Annotated in this window: 16 protein-coding genes and 1 tRNA gene; 8 read left to right on the top strand and 9 right to left on the bottom strand. The window is 57.6% G+C overall.

Annotated features, from left to right (window positions below):
- Positions 1-74: 74 nt before the first annotated feature.
- From AC1RSM_RS15440 to AC1RSM_RS15425, 4 genes are all read left to right on the top strand, one after another.
- Positions 75-1,046, top strand: coding sequence for a Bug family tripartite tricarboxylate transporter substrate binding protein (locus AC1RSM_RS15440; protein ID WP_492933426.1), 972 nt, complete (start codon positions 75-77; stop codon positions 1,044-1,046).
- Positions 1,047-1,056: 10 nt separating this feature from the next.
- Positions 1,057-1,668: a glutathione S-transferase family protein gene (locus AC1RSM_RS15435; RefSeq protein ID WP_492933425.1), complete on the top strand. Its 612-nt coding sequence runs from the start codon at positions 1,057-1,059 to the stop codon at positions 1,666-1,668.
- Positions 1,669-1,698: 30 nt separating this feature from the next.
- Complete coding sequence (locus tag AC1RSM_RS15430) at positions 1,699-2,481, top strand: aldolase (protein ID WP_492933424.1); 783 nt, start codon at positions 1,699-1,701, stop codon at positions 2,479-2,481.
- A gap of 67 nt (positions 2,482-2,548) precedes the next feature.
- Entirely contained in the window at positions 2,549-3,151 is a 603-nt protein-coding gene (locus AC1RSM_RS15425; RefSeq protein ID WP_492933423.1) for a helix-turn-helix domain-containing protein, read from the top strand.
- 68 nt (positions 3,152-3,219) lie between these two features.
- Here AC1RSM_RS15425 and AC1RSM_RS15420 read toward each other — a convergent pair.
- The 9 genes from AC1RSM_RS15420 to AC1RSM_RS15380 all read right to left on the bottom strand — a co-directional run bounded on the left by AC1RSM_RS15420 (position 3,220) and on the right by AC1RSM_RS15380 (position 14,215).
- Positions 3,220-3,315: transfer RNA gene (locus AC1RSM_RS15420), tRNA-Sec, on the bottom strand.
- A 67-nt stretch (positions 3,316-3,382) separates the two neighbouring features.
- A complete protein-coding gene (gene selB / locus AC1RSM_RS15415; protein WP_492933422.1) occupies positions 3,383-5,314 on the bottom strand; it encodes a selenocysteine-specific translation elongation factor in 1,932 nt (643 codons plus the stop codon).
- Entirely contained in the window at positions 5,311-6,729 is a 1,419-nt protein-coding gene (gene selA / locus AC1RSM_RS15410) for an L-seryl-tRNA(Sec) selenium transferase (protein ID WP_492933421.1), read from the bottom strand. Before selA ends, selB begins: the two co-directional genes overlap by 4 nt.
- A gap of 87 nt (positions 6,730-6,816) precedes the next feature.
- Positions 6,817-7,743, bottom strand: coding sequence for a formate dehydrogenase accessory protein FdhE (gene fdhE, locus AC1RSM_RS15405; protein ID WP_492933420.1), 927 nt, complete (start codon positions 7,741-7,743; stop codon positions 6,817-6,819).
- A 77-nt stretch (positions 7,744-7,820) separates the two neighbouring features.
- Entirely contained in the window at positions 7,821-8,474 is a 654-nt protein-coding gene (locus tag AC1RSM_RS15400) for a formate dehydrogenase subunit gamma (protein WP_492933419.1), read from the bottom strand.
- A complete protein-coding gene (fdxH, locus tag AC1RSM_RS15395) occupies positions 8,467-9,384 on the bottom strand; it encodes a formate dehydrogenase subunit beta (RefSeq protein WP_492933418.1) in 918 nt (305 codons plus the stop codon). The genes AC1RSM_RS15400 and fdxH overlap by 8 nt, the downstream gene beginning before the upstream one ends.
- A 3-nt stretch (positions 9,385-9,387) precedes the next feature.
- Positions 9,388-12,462 carry a formate dehydrogenase-N subunit alpha gene (gene fdnG, locus AC1RSM_RS15390; protein ID WP_492933417.1) on the bottom strand — a complete coding sequence of 1,025 codons (3,075 nt, stop codon included), beginning with the start codon at positions 12,460-12,462 and terminating at the stop codon, positions 9,388-9,390.
- Positions 12,463-12,696: 234 nt separating this feature from the next.
- Positions 12,697-13,407, bottom strand: coding sequence for a TehB-like domain-containing protein (locus AC1RSM_RS15385; RefSeq protein WP_492933416.1), 711 nt, complete (start codon positions 13,405-13,407; stop codon positions 12,697-12,699).
- A 94-nt stretch (positions 13,408-13,501) separates the two neighbouring features.
- A complete protein-coding gene (locus AC1RSM_RS15380; protein WP_492933415.1) occupies positions 13,502-14,215 on the bottom strand; it encodes a Crp/Fnr family transcriptional regulator in 714 nt (237 codons plus the stop codon).
- A gap of 229 nt (positions 14,216-14,444) precedes the next feature.
- Here AC1RSM_RS15380 and AC1RSM_RS15375 point away from each other — a divergent pair, with 229 nt between their 5' ends.
- From AC1RSM_RS15375 to AC1RSM_RS15360, 4 genes are read left to right on the top strand one after another with little or no spacing between them, the layout of a single operon-like run.
- Positions 14,445-15,416, top strand: a complete 972-nt coding sequence (locus AC1RSM_RS15375; RefSeq protein ID WP_492933414.1) for an ABC transporter substrate-binding protein — start codon at positions 14,445-14,447, stop codon at positions 15,414-15,416.
- On the top strand, positions 15,413-16,192 hold the full coding sequence (locus AC1RSM_RS15370; protein WP_492933413.1) for an ABC transporter permease: 780 nt from the start codon (positions 15,413-15,415) through the stop codon (positions 16,190-16,192). The genes AC1RSM_RS15375 and AC1RSM_RS15370 overlap by 4 nt, the downstream gene beginning before the upstream one ends.
- Positions 16,185-16,886 (top strand): ABC transporter ATP-binding protein, encoded by a 702-nt coding sequence (locus AC1RSM_RS15365; RefSeq protein WP_492933412.1) that lies wholly within the window; start codon positions 16,185-16,187, stop codon positions 16,884-16,886. Before AC1RSM_RS15370 ends, AC1RSM_RS15365 begins: the two co-directional genes overlap by 8 nt.
- A complete protein-coding gene (locus AC1RSM_RS15360) occupies positions 16,883-17,326 on the top strand; it encodes a CopD family copper resistance protein (RefSeq protein ID WP_094197930.1) in 444 nt (147 codons plus the stop codon). Before AC1RSM_RS15365 ends, AC1RSM_RS15360 begins: the two co-directional genes overlap by 4 nt.
- Position 17,327: the final 1 nt, after the last annotated feature.

The raw sequence follows: 17,327 nt of genomic DNA, 5'->3' as shown, positions 1-17,327 counted from the left end.
GATTGACACGATGGGTCTTTGCGTGAAGAATTTGTCCTGAACAATTCAAATTTAAAAAGTTCAGGAGACATCTAATGAGAAAGACAGCTTGGGTGCAAATAGTCGGGTGGGCGACTTTGATGATGATGACCGCCGGGGTTCAAGCCACTACGTTTCCAACTCAACCAGTGCGCTTGATCGTGCCCTTTGGGGCCGGAGGTATTACGGACCTGGTGGCACGCTTGCTTGCCCAGCAGTTAGGCAAGGAACTAGGGCAGACCGTAATCGTTGAAAACAAGGCAGGTGCCGGAGGAATGATTGCGGCTCAGGCTGCACAAAATGCTAAAGCGGACGGCTACACCGTATTTATGGGGACTGTAGGTACTCAGGTGGTCAACCCCCTGATTCTTCCCAAGATTAGTTATGACCCGCAGGCTTTTGTGCCCATCGGTATGGTGACCGGTTCTCCGTATGTGCTGGCAGTTCGCTCAGACTTGGGCGTCGATAGCTATACACAGCTTGTCGCCCACGCTCGCCAAGTGCCGGGGCAGCTTAACTTTGGGTCAGCGGGCATAGGAAGTTCGCCGCATTTAGGAGTAGAGCTTTTCAAGCTGACTGAGCAGGTCGATGTGCGGCATATCCCCTTCAAAAGTGGTGGAGAGGCCGTCAGCGCTGTGGTTGGCCGTCACTCTGACATGGTGATGGATGCAATTCCCGTGATCATGCCGCAGGTAAGGGCGGGCAAGCTCCATGCCCTGGTCTTGGCCGATAGCCAACGCTCCTCGGCAGCGCCCGAGGTGCCCTCCAGTACGGAGCTTGGCTCCCCTGAACTGCGCATCAGTTCCTGGAACGTCTTGTTGGCACCGCCTGGTACTTCGCCGGAGGTAGTTGCTGTGTTGGAGATGGCGCTGCAAAAGACACTGGCTCACCCAGAGTTCAAAACTCATCTGGAGCAGCAAGGCAGTCAAGTCTACACAGGCACCCAGGATGAATATCAAAGCTTTATTGCGGCAGAGCGCAGCAAGTGGCAGCGCATAGTTCAGATCGCAGAAATCAGTCTTGAATGAAGGGCAGACAATGACTAAACCTGTTCTGGAACTGATCGACACGATATATACCGGCAATGGCTGGAAAGTACGGTTGCTGTGCGCTTATTTAGGAGTCGCGCTGCAGCGACGCAGTTTGTCTATCGTGGATGGTGACCTGGATACCGAGGCATTCCGCCGCATCAACCCTTGGGGGCAGGTGCCGGTATTGCGAACTCGAGAAGGGCCTTGGCTGGCGGAATCCGCCGCCATTCTGTGGTACCTGGCGCAGGGTACGAATTTTCTGCCCGAATCCCCGATCGAGCAGGCCCAGGTGCTGCAATGGCTGTCTTTCGAGCAGACTCAGCACATGGTCAACCTTGCACAGCCCAGGCTCTGGGTGGAGCTGCGAAAAACGATGACGGTTGACGACCCAGCGGTGCTGGCGTGGCGCGAGCAAGGTAATAAAGCCTTGGCGCACATGGAAGTGCATTTGAAGTCACATCGATATTTCGTCGGAGGCAGGCCAAGCATTGTTGATGTCGCCTTGTTTCCCTATACCTGCATGGCGGAACAGGGGGGGTACGACCTTCAGCCTTATCCATCAGTACGTCATTGGCTGGAACGTATGCAGGCCCTCGAGGGCTATGTCCCCTTGTTGTAAGCAGACTATTAATTGATAAAAGGAGTTGATATGAGTGACACCATGAGCTTGCCCAAGTCCGTGCTGATTGAGCAGGCGCAGAACCAGATGCAAGCCCTTTTCGACCTTCCCGAGCGTAGTGTTCCCGAGAAGCTGGCGCTAACTTGCCGTATCCTTTTTGACGGTGGTCATGACTCCGGCCTGGCTGGTCAGATCACCGCACGTGGTGAGCAGGACGGCACGTATTTTACGCAGCAGCTGGGGCTGGGTTTTGATGAGATCACGTCACGCAATATCCTGTTGGTAGACGAGGATTTGCACGTGTTGGAAGGGCAAGGTATGCCTAATCCGGCTAATCGCTTTCATTCCTGGGTGTATCGCGCGCGGCCGGACGTCAACTGCATTATCCACACGCATCCCTTGCATGTGGCCTCGTTATCCATGCTGGGGGTGCCGCTGGAGGTCTCGCACATGGATAACTGCACCTTGTACGAAGATTGCGCTTTTTTGAAGGACTGGCCCGGCGTGCCCGTTGGCAACGAGGAGGGCCAGATTATTTCCAAGGCGCTGGGTAACAAACGGGCAATTCTATTAGCGCATCACGGCATGCTGATCGCAGCCAGTTCGATTGAGGAAGCCTGCGTGTTGGCTTTGCAGTTCGAGCGCGCTGCACGTATGCAGTTGTTGGCCATGTCGGCCGGGCAGATTAAGCCAATTTTGCCGGAGCTGGGGCGTGAAGCGCATGATTGGATCTTAAGGCCGCGTCGATCACAGATTGGCTTTGAATACTACGCCCGGAAAGCACTGAAGCGCCATACGGATGTTTTTGAGTAGAATAAGGGGCTGCTTTTTCATATGCGTTCCGGGGCTGTCCTCGGACGCTACACCTCTTGTTTTATCCATGATCCATCTTCCCTTTCGTCTGCGTGCCCTGCGCCGCCAACATGGCTTGTCGTTGGAGCAATTGGCCCAGCGTACCGGTTTGACTAAAAGCTATCTGTCCAAGCTGGAACGGGCAGTTAGTGCGCCGTCCATCTCAACCGTGGTCAAGCTCGCTCAGGCTTATGGCATGGGCGTGTCGCAATTGATTGGCGAGGCAGATCTGGATCAGGACGAAAGTGTTTGTGTGGTGCGTCGGCACGATCGTATGCCCTTGCCCAGCGTGGCGGGGCATAGTGCTTACCGCTATGAGAGCATGGCGGGGCGGCGGCGCTTTCGTTTGATGGACCCCTTCGTCATCTACCCTCCCCATGATCAACAGCAGCCAGCGCCTACCTTCCCGCATGGGGGAGAGGAATTTCTGTTTGTGATTCAAGGGCAAGTGCAAGTCACGATTGCGGAGCACAGCATGACCTTGGAGACAGGCGATTCGGTGTATTTCGACTCGGAACTACCCCACAGCGTGCTTAGTTTGGGGGGGCAGCAGGCACAGGTACTGGCGGTGACATGCTCTGATAAGGGGCCGACAGCAGGACGTCGCTCAGCGCCTGATACGCAGGCGTAGCCAATAGCTATATCGTCCTTGCAATTAGGGTACGACGGGCAGCCAAGGCGGGCAGTAGTCCAAAAGATTGGCGGAAAGCAGCAGGAGTCGAACCTACCTGGGAACGTCTGACGCCCCCAACCGGGTTTGAAGCCCGGCCGTGCCACCGGGCACGGATGCTTTCCATGAAGGCCCTATCATACGATAGGGCTGTTTACCCTTCAATGATACGGCCCGTGACACTGCACATCATCAAGATGGCAGGCTGTCGTTAGGCGACCAAGGCTCGCCACGCAGTACGTGCCGGTCCCGCACGCGTCGTGTGTACGCCATGCGATTAAAGAATTCCAGGATTTGAATGGCGCGCTTGCGCCCCAAGCCGGTAGCGTCCCGAAACTGCGCTGCACTCAGCCCTTGGACTCCGTTCAAGTCCTGAACAATATCGGCCAGGACTGCGATTTGTCGTGGGTGGTAGAACAAGTCATGAACAACCTGGAACAGTTCTCCCTGACGCACTAAACGTCTTAGCACGGTACGTGTGCGCTCTTCCGTTTGCTCCGCTTGTGCGGCCAGATCGCGAGTCCAGGGAGGGTCAAAGGCACCGGCCTCAATCAGGGGGAGGAGGGCTTGGGCCAGGGCCTCATCTTCCGGATTCAAACTGATGCGATGACCAGGAGTATGTAGCCAGGCACCTTGGCGACTAAGACGATCCTCGGCCAGCAGAGAGTCGATAAGAATCTGCCAAAGGCCATCGGGCATGGTGGGGGCCGCCATGCGGCGTAAACGGCTAAGGGCTAAGCCGGGCTCGTCAGGATTGCGTTCGTGAAACTGCAGCATGACGTTTTCGACATGCTGGCACAGTGACTCCAGCCGTGTATTACTCAGCAAAATTGCCGGGCTTTGTGCTCGTGTGCCGGTGTGCCAGCGGGCATCCGCCGGGGCCTGCAGGCGCTCTTTGGAACCGCCTGATAATCGCAGCAGGGTGGACTCGTCCAAACCAAAGGGGGCTTGAGCCAGCAAGTGTTCCAGAGGCCCACCACGCGTCCATTGGGACAGTGCGTCCAGCCAAGCGAGTCGGGTGGCGGAGCGACGTTTTCGGTCTGGCGCATTGGGGTCCAATACAATGCCGCCGCCCACGGTTTCGCTGGCCTGGGCGTTACGCACAATAAAGCGTTCGCCCGTCATGGTGCAGATCGGCCGTTCGAATACCAGTTGTACTTTGCCGGTGTGGCCTGCTTGCAAGGATTCTCCTTCCAGCGGCACGGCGTGTGCCGTCAGGTGGGCGGCACCGATATGAATATGCCAGGGCGACCAGGTGCGCAAAGCAGGCATGTCTTTGTCGAGCAGGCTCAACTCCACATCCACGCGGGTGGAGGGTACAAAGCAGCGCGCGTCGGCCAGCCAGTCTCCCCGAGCGATATCTTGTACTTCAATACCCCCTAGGTTCAAGGCGCAACGGTCGCCAGCACGGGCTAAGCGGGAAGCTTGATTTTGGGCATGAATGCTGCGCACCCGGACGGGAGTTCCACGGGGCATCAGGCGCAGGTCTAGCGCTGGGCCGTCCAGATCCAAAGTGCCGTCATGCACTGTTCCAGTTACTACAGTGCCGTGGCCTTGCAGGGTGAACACACGATCAATCGCCAGACGGAAATAGCCTTGTCCATCGTGTCTGCTGGACTGCATGGCCTGATCTTGCAAATGTTGCCGCAGGGCGTTCAGACCGGGCTTGTCGGCTGACAAGGCATCCACCACAAAGAGCGGAGCATCTTCCAAAAAAGTGCCGTGCAAGACGGCTTGTAGTTCGGCTTTGACTTCGGCGATACGTGCTGCATCGGCACGGTCGGCCTTGCTTAATACAATTGCGCCCGCATCCAGGCCTAGCAGTTGCAGAACGGCCAGATGTTCGCGGGTTTGTGGCATGACGCCATCATCTGCCGCCACAATCAGCAGACCAAAATCGATCCCGGTGGCGCCCGCCACCATCGTGTGCACCAAGCGTTCGTGGCCCGGCACGTCGATGAAACCCAGAATCTGCCCATCGGGCAGAGGTGTATAGGCATAGCCCAGCTGAATGGAGATGCCGCGTTTCTTTTCTTCTTCCAGGCGGTCTGTGTCCACGCCGGTCAGGGCGCGGATTAAGGTGGTTTTGCCGTGGTCGATGTGTCCTGCCGTGCCAACAATCATGCTTGCTCGGAAATCAGTTGTGCGCTGAATGCGGACTCAAATTGTTCCTCCAGACAGCGTAGGTCCAGCCAGAAAGCATCCTGTGCAATGCGCCCGATGACGGGTTGGGGCAAGGTACGCAGGCGTTTTTCCAATTGAGTCAGATGACGGCCCGGGCGACCTGTACCCGTGTAGGCAAAGCGCAGTCCAAAGCTGGGCAGTACGTCCTCGGGCAAGGCACCACTACCGATCTGGCTCAGCATGGCAGTGGGTTCAACGGTAAAAAGCGTTCCCACCCATTTTTGCAGGGCGGGGGCCAGACGCAGTGCCTGGGCGCGCATTTCAGCAGCAGGGCGAGTCAGCAGGCGCAGGGTTGTCAGATGTTCGGGCAGCCGTTCGGGGGATCGGTACAAGGCCAGCACCGGCTCCAAGGCAGCCAAGGTGATTTTGCCGACACGCAGGGCGCGTTTGAGCGGGTTTTTCTTGATCTTGGCAATCAGGTCAGCACGGCCTACGATCAGGCCCGCTTGGGGGCCACCTAGCAGCTTGTCGCCGCTGAAGGTCACGATGTCTGCACCAGCTTCAATCGTTTCGCGGACGGTAGGCTCAGGGGGAAGGCCCCATTGGCTCAGGTCCACCAAGGTGCCGCTACCCAAATCCACGCTGGTGGGCAGGCCGTGTTTTTTGGCGATCCGCGCCACGTCTTCCACCGATACGCTTTTGGTAAAACCTTTGACGGCGTAGTTGCTGCAATGCACCTTCATCAACATGGCGGTACGCTCGTTGATGGCATTCTCGTAGTCGGCCAGGTGAGTACGGTTGGTGGTGCCCACTTCGTGCAAACGGGCACCGGCGCGTTTCATGATGTCGGGGATACGGAAAGCCCCCCCAATTTCAACCAGCTCGCCACGAGACACCACGGTTTCGCGTCGTGGGCTCAAGGTGCTCAGCATCAAAAGCACAGCGGCCGCATTGTTGTTCACGACGGTGGCCGCTTCAGCGCCGGTCAGCTCGCACAGCAAGGGGTTGATCAGATCATCCCGGTCCCCTCGGCCTCCTGTCCCTAAATCAAACTCCAGATTGGCGGGCGAACGCATCGCCTGGATCACGGCCTGTATGGCCTCGTCGGGTAAAAGGGCCCGGCCCAGGTTGGTATGCAGCACGGTGCCGGTCAGGTTAAAAACCGGGCGCAGTTGCAAACGAGATGCTTCGCTCAAGCGAGTTTGCAGCGTCAAGGCCAACTGAGCGGTTTCTATCGTCTGGGGACTCAGTGTCCCGCCTAAGGCGGCTTGGCGCAGTTCTTGCAGATGTTCGCGAGCGCTTTGACTGACGCGGGTGTGGCCGAATTGCGTGAGCAAAGGCTCGAAGTCCGGCGAGCGCAGCAGGCGGTCCAGCGAAGGAATGTGGGCGGGCGAGAGATCAGGAGTGGGGCTCATTGTTCAAAGGCAGGCATTTGAGTCTATGGGCAGGGTCCGTCAGCTACGCCCTGTGCATGAAGCAACAAGGCGTAGGGGAATCTTAGCTTAAGACTGGTGCCAAAGAAGTGGATTGCCGCTGGCGCGGGAATAGCCTTCTTCACCCATCAAGACATCCAGAGCCAAACTGGCCAGGTCGTCTGCGACCGGGTCCAGGCCCAATTGCTTTTCCTGATAGAAGATTTTGCGGTAGGTGTGGCAGTTGTCGCAGGACTCCGCCTTGATACCTGCCGGGCCATCTTCAATGGCGTGGTAAGCCACGTTTTTGGTGCTTTCACAATGCGAACATGTGACGCGCACCAAGTGCCATTCCACACTGCAGCGCGGGCAGCACATATAACGGCAGCCATCTTCACGGCCACCTACGCGCACGACGCTGGAGACGGGCAGGCTACCGCAGGATGGGCAAACTCCAAAGGGGCTGCTGACCGCCAATTGGCCTTCGGTCAAAGAGCAGGCCAGATGCGTCCAATACACCTGCAAGGCCGCCATGATAAAGGGCGCATAGGCACCATCTTGATCCGGCAGTTGCTCGGTCAGAATGGCATCGGCCAGGTCTTCCAGCTTTTGCGGTTCGGACTGCGCCTTGGTCAGTAAATCCTGACAGACCTGTTGGGCCGCTGCAGGAACATCGGCCGTGTTGATCATGTGATTGAGCAGGTTTTCCAGAATCTGGCGCCATTGGGAATCACGTTTCCAGCCGGATGCCAGTAAAGGAGGCATGCCGTGGGTTTGGGCCGTTGCCAAGACATCGGCGGGTAGCTCTGCCGGGGGCAGAGCATTCAATTGTTTGTGTTGTCCCTGAACCAGATGGGCCATCAAGAGCAGGTAGGCTCCGGCTGGATTATCCGTCGCCAGCTGACGCAGACGGGCTGCGCGGTCAGCAAATACGCTGGCTCGCACTGGCAGGCGCAGTCGGGGGATGGAGGTGTGGTCCAGACTTTCGATTTCGCCGCGCGGAAGGATGCGTTGCAAGACAGACTCCTGAAAACAAGGCTGCCATGCCCGAATTGGCGCATGGCAGCCGGGTCGGTAATGAACCGGATACGAGCTTATTCAGCCGGACGGCTAGGGCCTTTTTCCATTTCCTCACGGAACCAGGAACGGTGATGCTTCCAGGCCCAGGCACGAGTCACTGTACCTTGGGTCATGGCTTTGACTGATCCCTTGACCCAGATACCTGCATAGATGTGCACGATAATTGCGCAAATCATCAGCAGGGCAAAGACAGCGTGCAGCACCGAGGCCAGGCGAATGCCCCAGATGGGGAAGAAGGCGGAAAAGTATTCGCGCCACATCACCAATCCAGTTGCCAGCAGGCCCAGCATGAACAACACCAGGGCAAAGAACAGGATTTTTTGTCCGGCGTTGTAGCGGCCTACTTCGGGGATGCGCTCGTCCTTGGCATCCAGTACGTCTTTAAAGTGGCGCAGCCAGGCTGCGTCCCCTTTGGTGAACATATTGTGCCGGACCATACGGGCTGCAAACAGGAAAAAGCACACGAACATCACTACACCGATAAACGGATGCAGAATGCGTGTCCACGGGCCACCACCCAACAAGTTGGTCAACCAGAACATTGACGGATGAAACAGCGCCAGCCCAGACAAGGCCAGCAGCACAAAGCTGATGGCAATGATCCAGTGATTAATGCGCTGGCTGGTGGTGTAGCGCTGAATCAAGCCCTTGCGGTTGCGATCAGTCATGGTGAGTCTCCTGGATCTTGCGTGCTTCCTCGTCGGCGCGGCGCTCATCCTCCTCGTCGGTCTCGTTAGGACCGGTCCGGATGTAATGGAAGAAACCAATCAGGGCGGTCAGTGCCATGGCAGCGACACCCAGGGGTTTGGCCACTCCCTTCCAGAGCGAGACCATGGGGCTGATCTGCGGGTCTTTGGGCAGATCGCTGTACAGCTCGGGCTTGTCGGCGTGATGCAGCACGTACATGACGTGAGTGCCGCCCACTCCAGCCGGGTCATACAGGCCTGCATTTTCAAAGCCGCGCGACTTCAGGTCCTCGATACGTTCGGCAGCGTGGTGCTGCATATCTTCCTTCGTACCAAAGACGATCGCGCCGGTAGGACAGGTTTTGGCGCAGGCCGGTTCCTGTCCAACCGCCACGCGGTCCGAACACAAGGTGCACTTGTAGGCTTTCTTGTCCTTTTCCGAGATGCGGGGCACATCGAAAGGACAGCCGGTGACGCAGTATCCGCAGCCAATGCAGTTTTCTTCGTGGAAATCCACAATGCCATTGGTGTACTGCACGATGGCGCCCGGCGAGGGGCAGGCCTTCAGGCAGCCCGGGTCCTCGCAGTGCATACAGCCGTCTTTGCGAATCAGCCATTCCAGATCGCCAGCGGGGTTTTCATACTCCGCAAAGCGCATGATGGTCCAGGACTTGTCGGTCAGGTCGGCGGGGTTGTCATATACCCCGACGTTGTGACCGATTTCGTCCCGCGTATCGTTCCATTCCATGCAGGCGACCTGACAGGCCTTACAGCCGATGCACTTACTGGTGTCGATCAGCTTGGCCACTTCCCCGCCCACGGGCTCGCGCACGCTGGGCATGGGGGTGGTGGTTGCGGAGCGCCGTTTGATATCAAGTGATTGCAAGGCCATGGCTTACTCCTTAATCTTTTCAAGTTGAACCAGGAAGGCCTTGGTCTCCGGCGTTTGCGAGTTGCCATCGCCCACGGGCGGTGTCAGCGCATTGATCAGGAATCCAGGTCGGGCCAGACCCACAAAACCCCAGTGCAGCGGGATACCCACTTGGTGGACGACTTTGCCGTCCACGTTCAGGGCCTTGATGCGTTTGGTCACCACCGCCACGGCCTTGATGTAGCCACGGTTGGAGGACACTTTGACGCGGTCACCCTGCACAATGCCCACTTCCTTGGCCAGTTCCTCGCCAATTTCCACAAACTGTTCGGGCTGCACGATAGCGTTCAGCTTCACGTGCTTGGTCCAGTAGTGGAAGTGCTCGGTCAGGCGGTAGGTCGTGCCCACATAGGGGAATTTGTCTACCGTACCCATGGCCGCCAAGTCGTCCTTGAAGATACGGGCAGCCGGGTTGGTGATTGCACGTGGTTCGTCAGGACTGAGGGGGTTGTAACTTAGCGGGCTTTCAAAGGGCTCGTAGTGCTCGGGGAACGGACCTTCTGCCATGCCCTTGCGGGCAAAGAAGCGGGCCACCCCTTCGGGGTTCATGATGAACGGTCCCATGCCATCGGCCGGATTTTCATCGGCCTTGTAGTCAGGAATGTCGGCTCCACCCCAGCGTTTGCCGTCCCAGTGAATCAGGCTGCGGCGCGGGTCAAAGGGTTTGCCTTCCAAGTCACAGGATGCGCGGTTGTACAGCACACGACGGTTCGCTGGCCAGGCCCAGGCCCAGTTCAGCGTCTGGCCGATTCCGGTTGGATCGCTATTGTCACGGCGAGCCATCATATTGCCTTGCTGCGTCCAGGCACCGGCGTAGATCCAGCAACCGCTTAGCGTGGTGCCGTCGTCGCGCAATTCGGCAAAACCATCGACTTGTTCGCCTGCTTTACGGGTGATTTTGGTCGGATCTTTGGGATCGACCAGATCCACCAGTGCGCGTCCAGAGTATTCCTTGGCCAGTTCGGCGGCGGTGGGATCATCCGGATTGGAGTAGGGCCAGGACAAGTTCAGGATCGGATCAGGGTAGGCTCCGCCTTCTTTCTGGTACAGCGAGCGGATACGCGTGAACAGCGTACTCATGATCTCGATATCGCTCTTGGCCTCGCCCGGAGGGTTGGCGGCTTTCCAGTGCCATTGCAACCAACGGCCCGAGTTCACCAGTGCGCCTTCTTCCTCGGCAAAACAGGTGGTGGGCAGACGGAAGACTTCGGTCTGGATGGACGCGGAATCAACATCATTGTGCTCGCCATAGTTTTTCCAAAACTCTGACGTTTCCGTGACCAGCGGGTCCATGATGATCATGTACTTGAGCTTGGAGAAACCACGCAGCAGCTTGGCCTTGTACGGTGCCGCTGCCAGGGGGTTAAAGCCCTGACAGATGTAGCCCGTCATCTTGCCTTCGTCCATCAGCTCGAACACTTGCAGCATGTCGTAGAGCTTGTCCAGCTTGGGCAGGTAATCGAAAGCCCAGTTATTGTCCGCTTGGGCCGCATCACCAAACCAGGCCTTCATCAGGCTGACGTGGAACTTCTTGTAGTTGCGCCAGTAGCTCAGTTGGTTAGGGCGCAACGGTTGCTGGGCACGCGAGGCGATATAGCCGTCGAAGTCTTTCTCGGCCTGGTTAGGCAAAGTCAGATAGCCAGGCAAGAGGTTGGACATCAAGCCCAGGTCAGTCAGGCCCTGAATGTTGGAGTGTCCGCGCAGCGCGTTCATGCCACCGCCAGCAATACCGATATTGCCCAGCAGCAATTGCACCATGGCACCGGTACGGATGATCTGCGAACCAATGCTGTGTTGCGTCCAGCCCAGTGCATACAGAATGGTGCCGGCGCGATCAGGCGAAGCCGTCGATGCCAGCATTTCACAGACTTTCAGGAACTTGTCCTTGGGGGTGCCACAGACGCGTTCCACCATTTCGGGTGTGTAGCGCTCGTAGTGCTTGCGCAGCAGCTGATACACCGAGCGGGGGTGTTTCATGGTGGGGTCGGTTTTGACGAAACCGTCCTCGCCTAGCTCGTAGTCCCAGGAGGACTTGTCGTAGCTGCGTTTTTCTTCGTTGTAGCCCGAGTACAGCCCCTGCACGAAGTCAAAGTCTTCACGCACGATATAGGGCATATCGGTGTAGTTGCGCACGTATTCGTGCTGGATCTTGTCGTTATCCAGCAGGTACTTGATGACGCCACCCAAGAAGGTGATGTCACTACCAGTACGTATAGGCGCGTAAAAGTCCGCCACGGATGCCGAACGCGTAAAGCGTGGATCCACAACGATCAGTTTTGCATTGTTGTGTGCTTTGGCCTCGGTCACCCATTTGAACCCACAGGGGTGCGCCTCGGCTGCGTTGCCGCCCATAATCAGCACAATATCCGCGTTCTTGATGTCGACCCAATGGTTCGTCATCGCTCCACGGCCAAACGTCGGGGCAAGACCTGCCACCGTCGGGCCGTGTCAGACACGTGCTTGGTTATCGAACGCCAATACGCCCATACTGCGGACGACTTTATGGGTGATATAGCCCACTTCATTGCTGCTTGCCGAAGCAGCCAGCATGCCGGTGGTCAGCCAACGGTTCACCACGGTGCCGTCTTCAGCCTTTGCCTGGAAGTTGGCGTCGCGGTCTTCTTTCATCAGCTTGGCAATACGCGTGAAAGCGTCTTCCCAAGAGATGCGTTCCCACTTGTCCGAACCAGGGGCACGGTATTCGGGGTATTTGAGTCGGTTGGGGCTCTTGATGAAATCCACCAAGCCTGCGCCCTTCGGACAGAGTGTGCCGCGGTTCACGGGGTGATCGGCATCGCCTTCAATGTGAACCACACTGGGTTCAGCATTCATGGCCCCGTCACCACGGGAGTACAGCAGCACCCCACAGGCTACAGAACAGTAAGGACAGGTATTGCGCGTCTCTGTCATGCGGGTCAGTTTGTACTGCCTGACTTCCGCCATGGCGGGGGTGGGCGCAGCGCCCAGCAAAACCATGCTGGAACTGGCCAGCGAGGCCCCCGTCACTTTGAAGAACTGACGCCGATTCATGTTCACCATGCGGCTCTCCAATAGGATGTGTTTTCGTGTTTGAAATTGGTGGGGGAGCGCCTTATGAGCGGGCCCCCTGTTTTATAGTTGAACAGTATAAGCGTTGAACTTATCGGGATCTGGCAAAAGGGCGTGTCTTATTGATCAAGAACAACTTGATTCTATTGATGTTTTCACCCCGTAAACGACTAGCCGGCCTGTGCTCCGGGTATTCACCTATTATTTGTAAGGGAATTTGTCTGTTTAGACAGTTTGTTTGTGAAATTCGATCTGAAAACTGCCTGGCAGCTCAAATTCCACATGGTGCAGAACCTGTGGCTCGATCACGACACACTGGCCCGCGGTTAGGACTACCTCGGTGAAAGGCGCTTGGTCCAGAGCAAAGCGCAGCACGCCTGTTTGAACTCGCAGCAGACCCCAGGTCCCCACTTTGGTGTTGTGAGCGCGGCGCAGGGCATCGGGCAGATTGTCAGGGGTAAAGACAGGGGACTGGCTGTAGCGTTCCAGGCCCGGTGGCAAGGTATCAGGCAAGCGCGGTTGATTGCTTTGCGCCTGATAGGTTTGCCATAGTTTGGCGGCGATGCGTTCTGCCATAGCATCTGCCTTGCTTTGAAGGGCTGAGTTGTTCAGCGCTGCCGTTGTTTGCCGGAAGATGAGCAGCCAGCGTTCAAACAAAGGCCAGGCCAGTTCTGGCAGCGCGGCGTGACGGGCAATCGGCGCTCCCTTGAAGCGGCGAGTTCCCAGCAAGATAGCAGACCAGAAGTCGCACAACATATCCAGATGCTCGTCCCAGTCCTGCACATGGGTTTCAAAAATAGGTCCAATCTGCTCATCTTGCCGTACCTGGGCATAAAAGCGCGTAACCAGTTGGCGAATATCGGTTTCGGTGTAATCGGGCAGGGCGTGGGAGTCTGTCATGGGGGCAAGAAAAACCAGAGAAGCGGAAGTCGGCATTCTCGGTCTGCTGACAGGGTCTACCAATGACAAAAGTCATGAGTGCCGCCCGAACAAGGGCGTGGAACTTGTCGGTCTTTGCTTGGTGAACGGCTTAAAAAGAGCGTTGAGCGGGGCTGGCCAGACGGCGCAGGTGAGCTTGATCGTGTACTTGCCAGTCGCAGCGCTTGCCACTGACGTAGCCGCGTGCCTGCCAGTCGGTAAACAGGCGGCTTAAGGTTTCGGCACGGATGCCTAAGTGAGCGGCCAACTGACGTTGATTCAACGGCAACTGGATATTGGTTCCTTGGCGGGCTTGCAGGTTCAGCAAGTAATTCGCCAGGCGCTCCGCCGCCGAGCTGGCTGAAATCCAGTCCACCTTATTGACCTGGGCATACAAGGCGCTGCTCAGGCCAGCCATCATATTCATGGCCAGTTCAGGCCAGAGTCGGCAAGCCTCTTGCAGACTGCTGCGCGACAACTTGTATACCTGCACCGTGCCCTTGGCCCGGGCGCACATGGGGTAGCGGCCGTGGGTCATGAACATGGCCGCCTCAGCGACCAGTTGACCGGGTTCGAACACATTAAAGACCCGTTCGTCCCCGTTTTGGCTGTAGCGCAGGATTTCAACCTGGCCGCTGTCTATCAATAAGCAATACCGGGCTTCGTCCCCTTCGTTGAACAAGATTTGTCCGGCGCTGGCTTGTTGCGTCTGAGCGTCCTGACACAGATGCAGCACGGCCTGAGCGGGCAAGCCTTGCAGCAGACGATGGCGGGTGAGCAAATCATGCAGAGATGGACGCGGGCCGGGCATGTTGACTTTTGTCATTGGGAGGACGGAATGAAGATGGGAGAATTCCCACTTGATAATAGTTCTCATTATACGAATCTTCATGCCATATATCTATCGATGGATTTTGTCGCCGGGCCGTCCCAAGACAAAAAGCGCCCCCGCGGGGGGCAGCCAGCGGGCAGCAGCCCGCGCAGCGTGGGGGTCTTTTTCATCGCCGGGCCGCCCCAAGACAAAAAGCGCCTCTTTGGGGGACCGCCAGCATAAATTGCACGCGTTGTTGGGTATGGGCCTGTTGGCGATTGGCCTTTGCTCGGCAGGCGCGCAGGCCGCTACCCGCTATGAGTCGCTGACGTTGGCCGGTCCCGCCGCTGTGGTGTCGTACCCGCTGATGCATATGGCCCAAACCCAAGCCCTTAGCCAATACACGGACAAGCTGGAGTTCCGCCTGTGGCAGAACCCGGATCAGTTGCGTGTGCTGCTGGCAAAAAAGGAAGTGGACTACAGCGCCGCGCCCAGCAATCTGTCCGCCCTGATGTTCAATAAGGGCCAGGCCGTTAAACAGCTGAATATTTCAGTCTGGGGGATTTTGTGGCTGGTCAGCCGCGATCCTGCGGTCAAGAGCTTTGCGGATCTGGCGGGTAAGGAGCTGCTGGTGCCATTCCAGCGTGATCTGCCTGCCGTGCTGCTGGATACCTTGCTGGCAAAACAAGCGCAGTCCGGCAATGAGGCGGTGCGTCTGCGCCGCACTCGTGATGCCCAGGATGCGATTGCTCTGATGTTGACCGGACAAGGGGATCAGGCCCTGCTGGTGGAGCCCACTGCGTCCTTACTGCTTTGGCAGGCGGGCCAGAAAAACGTGGAGCTGCATCGCGGAAAAAGTCTGGAGCAGGCTTGGGGAGAAGCGTTTCCGCAGCAACAGGCTTTACCGCAAGCAGGCGTTATGGCCAATGTCACTGTGGCTCACGACACGGAACTGAATCAGGCCGTAGAGCGCGCCTATGCTCAGTCCGCCCGTTGGTGCAGCCAACAGCCGCAAGACTGCGCGCAGATGGTTCATCAGTATCTGCCGCAGTTCCCGGTTCCTGCCATTCAAACCGCGATTGAACAGACTCGTCTGGACAGCCGCCCAGCCAGCGAAATCCGTCCGCAACTGGAAGCCTTGTACCAATTGCTGGCCGCTCAGCATCCCCAGGCTTTGGGTGGTGGTCTGCCAGCTGCCGGATTTTATGGACCATGAAAACCAAGCCACATTTGTCAGCCCATAGCTCTCGCGCCTGGGGGGTAGTGGGAGTGCTGCTGATTGTGCTGTGCTGGCAGATCAGTGCCATGTTTCTGGGGCCTTTGTTGATGGCTTCGCCTTTGGAAACCGCCCGCGCCGTCCCTCGCCTGGTGACATCAGGGCATTTCCTGAACGATGCCGGCGCCAGCTTGCTGCGGGTAGCCATTGGTGTCAGCGTGGGCTGCACGATCGGCTTCACTCTGGGAATTCTGGCCGCGCACAGCCCACGCTTACGGGGCTTGCTGGAACCGTTGCGCTGGTTGCTGATGGCGATCCCGCCGGTGGTGGTGGTCGTCCTCGCCATGCTCTGGTTTGGTCTGGGCTCGGGCATGGTGATTTTCATGACGGTGCTGATGATGGTGCCGGGCATGTACGTCAATACCGTCAAAGGCATGTTGCAGGTGGACCGGGATTTGATCGAGATGAGCCACGTTTATCGGCTGGGCTGGTGGCGTCGTCTGCGTCACCTGTATCTGCCTTCTTTGACGGCCCCCTTGACCGCCGCCTTGCTGATTGCCTGCTGTGGTGGTGTGCGCTTGGTGGTGATGGCCGAAGTATTGGGCGCCGAGAGCGGAGCAGGTTATGCCTTGGCCAATGCCCGCAGCACTTTTGACAGTGCCGAGCTATATGCCTGGGTGGTGCTGATTCTGGCTTTGGTGGCTGCGATTGAGTTCATCCTGCTGCAACCCTTGCAGCGTCGTTTGGGCCAGTGGCGGGAGGAGTCCCATGCTTGAGTTAAACCATGTCCAGCTTCAGTTCGGGCAAAAACCGGTTTTGCAGGACTTGAGCTTCACCCTGAAGGCCGGACAGCGCCTGGGCGTTCTGGGGCCTAGCGGCGAGGGGAAAAGTACCTTGTTACGTCTGGTGGCCGGGTTGATTCGGCCTGACAGCGGCCAGATCCGAAACGAGTTTCGTCATCCGGTCTTGGTCTTCCAGCAGCCACGCCTATTGCCTTGGCGGCGGGTGCTGGACAACGTGCAAATCCCCTTGCGTGCGCAAGGCTTGTCGGCTCAGCAAGCGAAAGAGCGTGCCCTGTATTGGCTGGGGCAAGTTGAGTTGGCCGATGTGGCTCAGTCCTGGCCGGGGGAATTGTCGGGCGGTATGGCCCAGCGGGTGGCGCTGGCGCGTGCCTTTGCTCTGCAGCCTGATCTTTTGTTGCTGGATGAACCGTTCAGTGCACTGGACCCGGCCTTGCGCAATAGCCTGGCGCAAGTTTGCTTGCGGTGCCTGGAAGAAACCGGCGCGGCTTTGCTGTATGTGAGCCATCAACCGCGTGAACTGATGCGGGTAGCCGATTCTTGCCTATTACTGCAGAAAGGGCACGGCCAGCACTTTGAGCCGCAAGCCCCTGGCGATGCGGCTGCACGCGAGCGACTGGCGGATTCTTTGTATGCACAACTGTTAACTCAAGAGGTTTTGACGCCATGACTGCCTATCCCGTGATCTTGCTTTTCCACCTATTTGCCGCCTTGTTTTTCATCGGCACGGTGTTCTTTGAAGTCCTGATGCTGGAGGGCATACGCAAGCATGTTCCACGAGAAGCCATGCGTACTCTGGAGATCGCCATTGGTGATCGGGCACGTCGCATCATGCCTTGGGTCTTGCTGGTTCTGTACAGCGCCGGGATAGGTCTGGCCTGGCATCACCGCGCTGCTCTTGCCCATCCGTTTGACAACACCTTGGGCCTATTTCTGACCATCAAGATTCTGTTGGCGCTCAGTGTGTTTGCTCACTTCCTGACCGCTATGACACTGCGGCGCACCGGACGCATGAAGTCCATTCATTTCAAACGCATTCACCTGAGTGTGTTCTGTCACATGGTCGGGATCGTGATCCTGGCCAAGACCATGTTCTACCTGCACTGGTAAT

This window comes from Alcaligenes sp. GW821-FHT11D07 (assembly GCF_058808495.1).
This window is presented reverse-complemented; position numbering and strand designations above follow the sequence as displayed.

Bases quoted from the DNA above. Each gene is read 5' to 3' on its own strand.
- AC1RSM_RS15440 (WP_492933426.1), top strand. From the start codon at position 75: ATGAGAAAGACAGCTTGGGTGCAAATAGTCGGGTGGGCGACTTTGATG.
- AC1RSM_RS15435 (WP_492933425.1), top strand. From the start codon at position 1,057: ATGACTAAACCTGTTCTGGAACTGATCGACACGATATATACCGGCAAT.
- AC1RSM_RS15430 (WP_492933424.1), top strand. From the start codon at position 1,699: ATGAGTGACACCATGAGCTTGCCCAAGTCCGTGCTGATTGAGCAGGCG.
- AC1RSM_RS15425 (WP_492933423.1), top strand. From the start codon at position 2,549: ATGATCCATCTTCCCTTTCGTCTGCGTGCCCTGCGCCGCCAACATGGC.
- selB (WP_492933422.1), bottom strand. From the start codon at position 5,314: ATGATTGTTGGCACGGCAGGACACATCGACCACGGCAAAACCACCTTA.
- selA (WP_492933421.1), bottom strand. From the start codon at position 6,729: ATGAGCCCCACTCCTGATCTCTCGCCCGCCCACATTCCTTCGCTGGAC.
- AC1RSM_RS15400 (WP_492933419.1), bottom strand. From the start codon at position 8,474: ATGACTGATCGCAACCGCAAGGGCTTGATTCAGCGCTACACCACCAGC.
- fdxH (WP_492933418.1), bottom strand. From the start codon at position 9,384: ATGGCCTTGCAATCACTTGATATCAAACGGCGCTCCGCAACCACCACC.
- AC1RSM_RS15385 (WP_492933416.1), bottom strand. From the start codon at position 13,407: ATGCCGACTTCCGCTTCTCTGGTTTTTCTTGCCCCCATGACAGACTCC.
- AC1RSM_RS15380 (WP_492933415.1), bottom strand. From the start codon at position 14,215: ATGACAAAAGTCAACATGCCCGGCCCGCGTCCATCTCTGCATGATTTG.
- AC1RSM_RS15370 (WP_492933413.1), top strand. From the start codon at position 15,413: ATGAAAACCAAGCCACATTTGTCAGCCCATAGCTCTCGCGCCTGGGGG.
- AC1RSM_RS15365 (WP_492933412.1), top strand. From the start codon at position 16,185: ATGCTTGAGTTAAACCATGTCCAGCTTCAGTTCGGGCAAAAACCGGTT.
- AC1RSM_RS15360 (WP_094197930.1), top strand. From the start codon at position 16,883: ATGACTGCCTATCCCGTGATCTTGCTTTTCCACCTATTTGCCGCCTTG.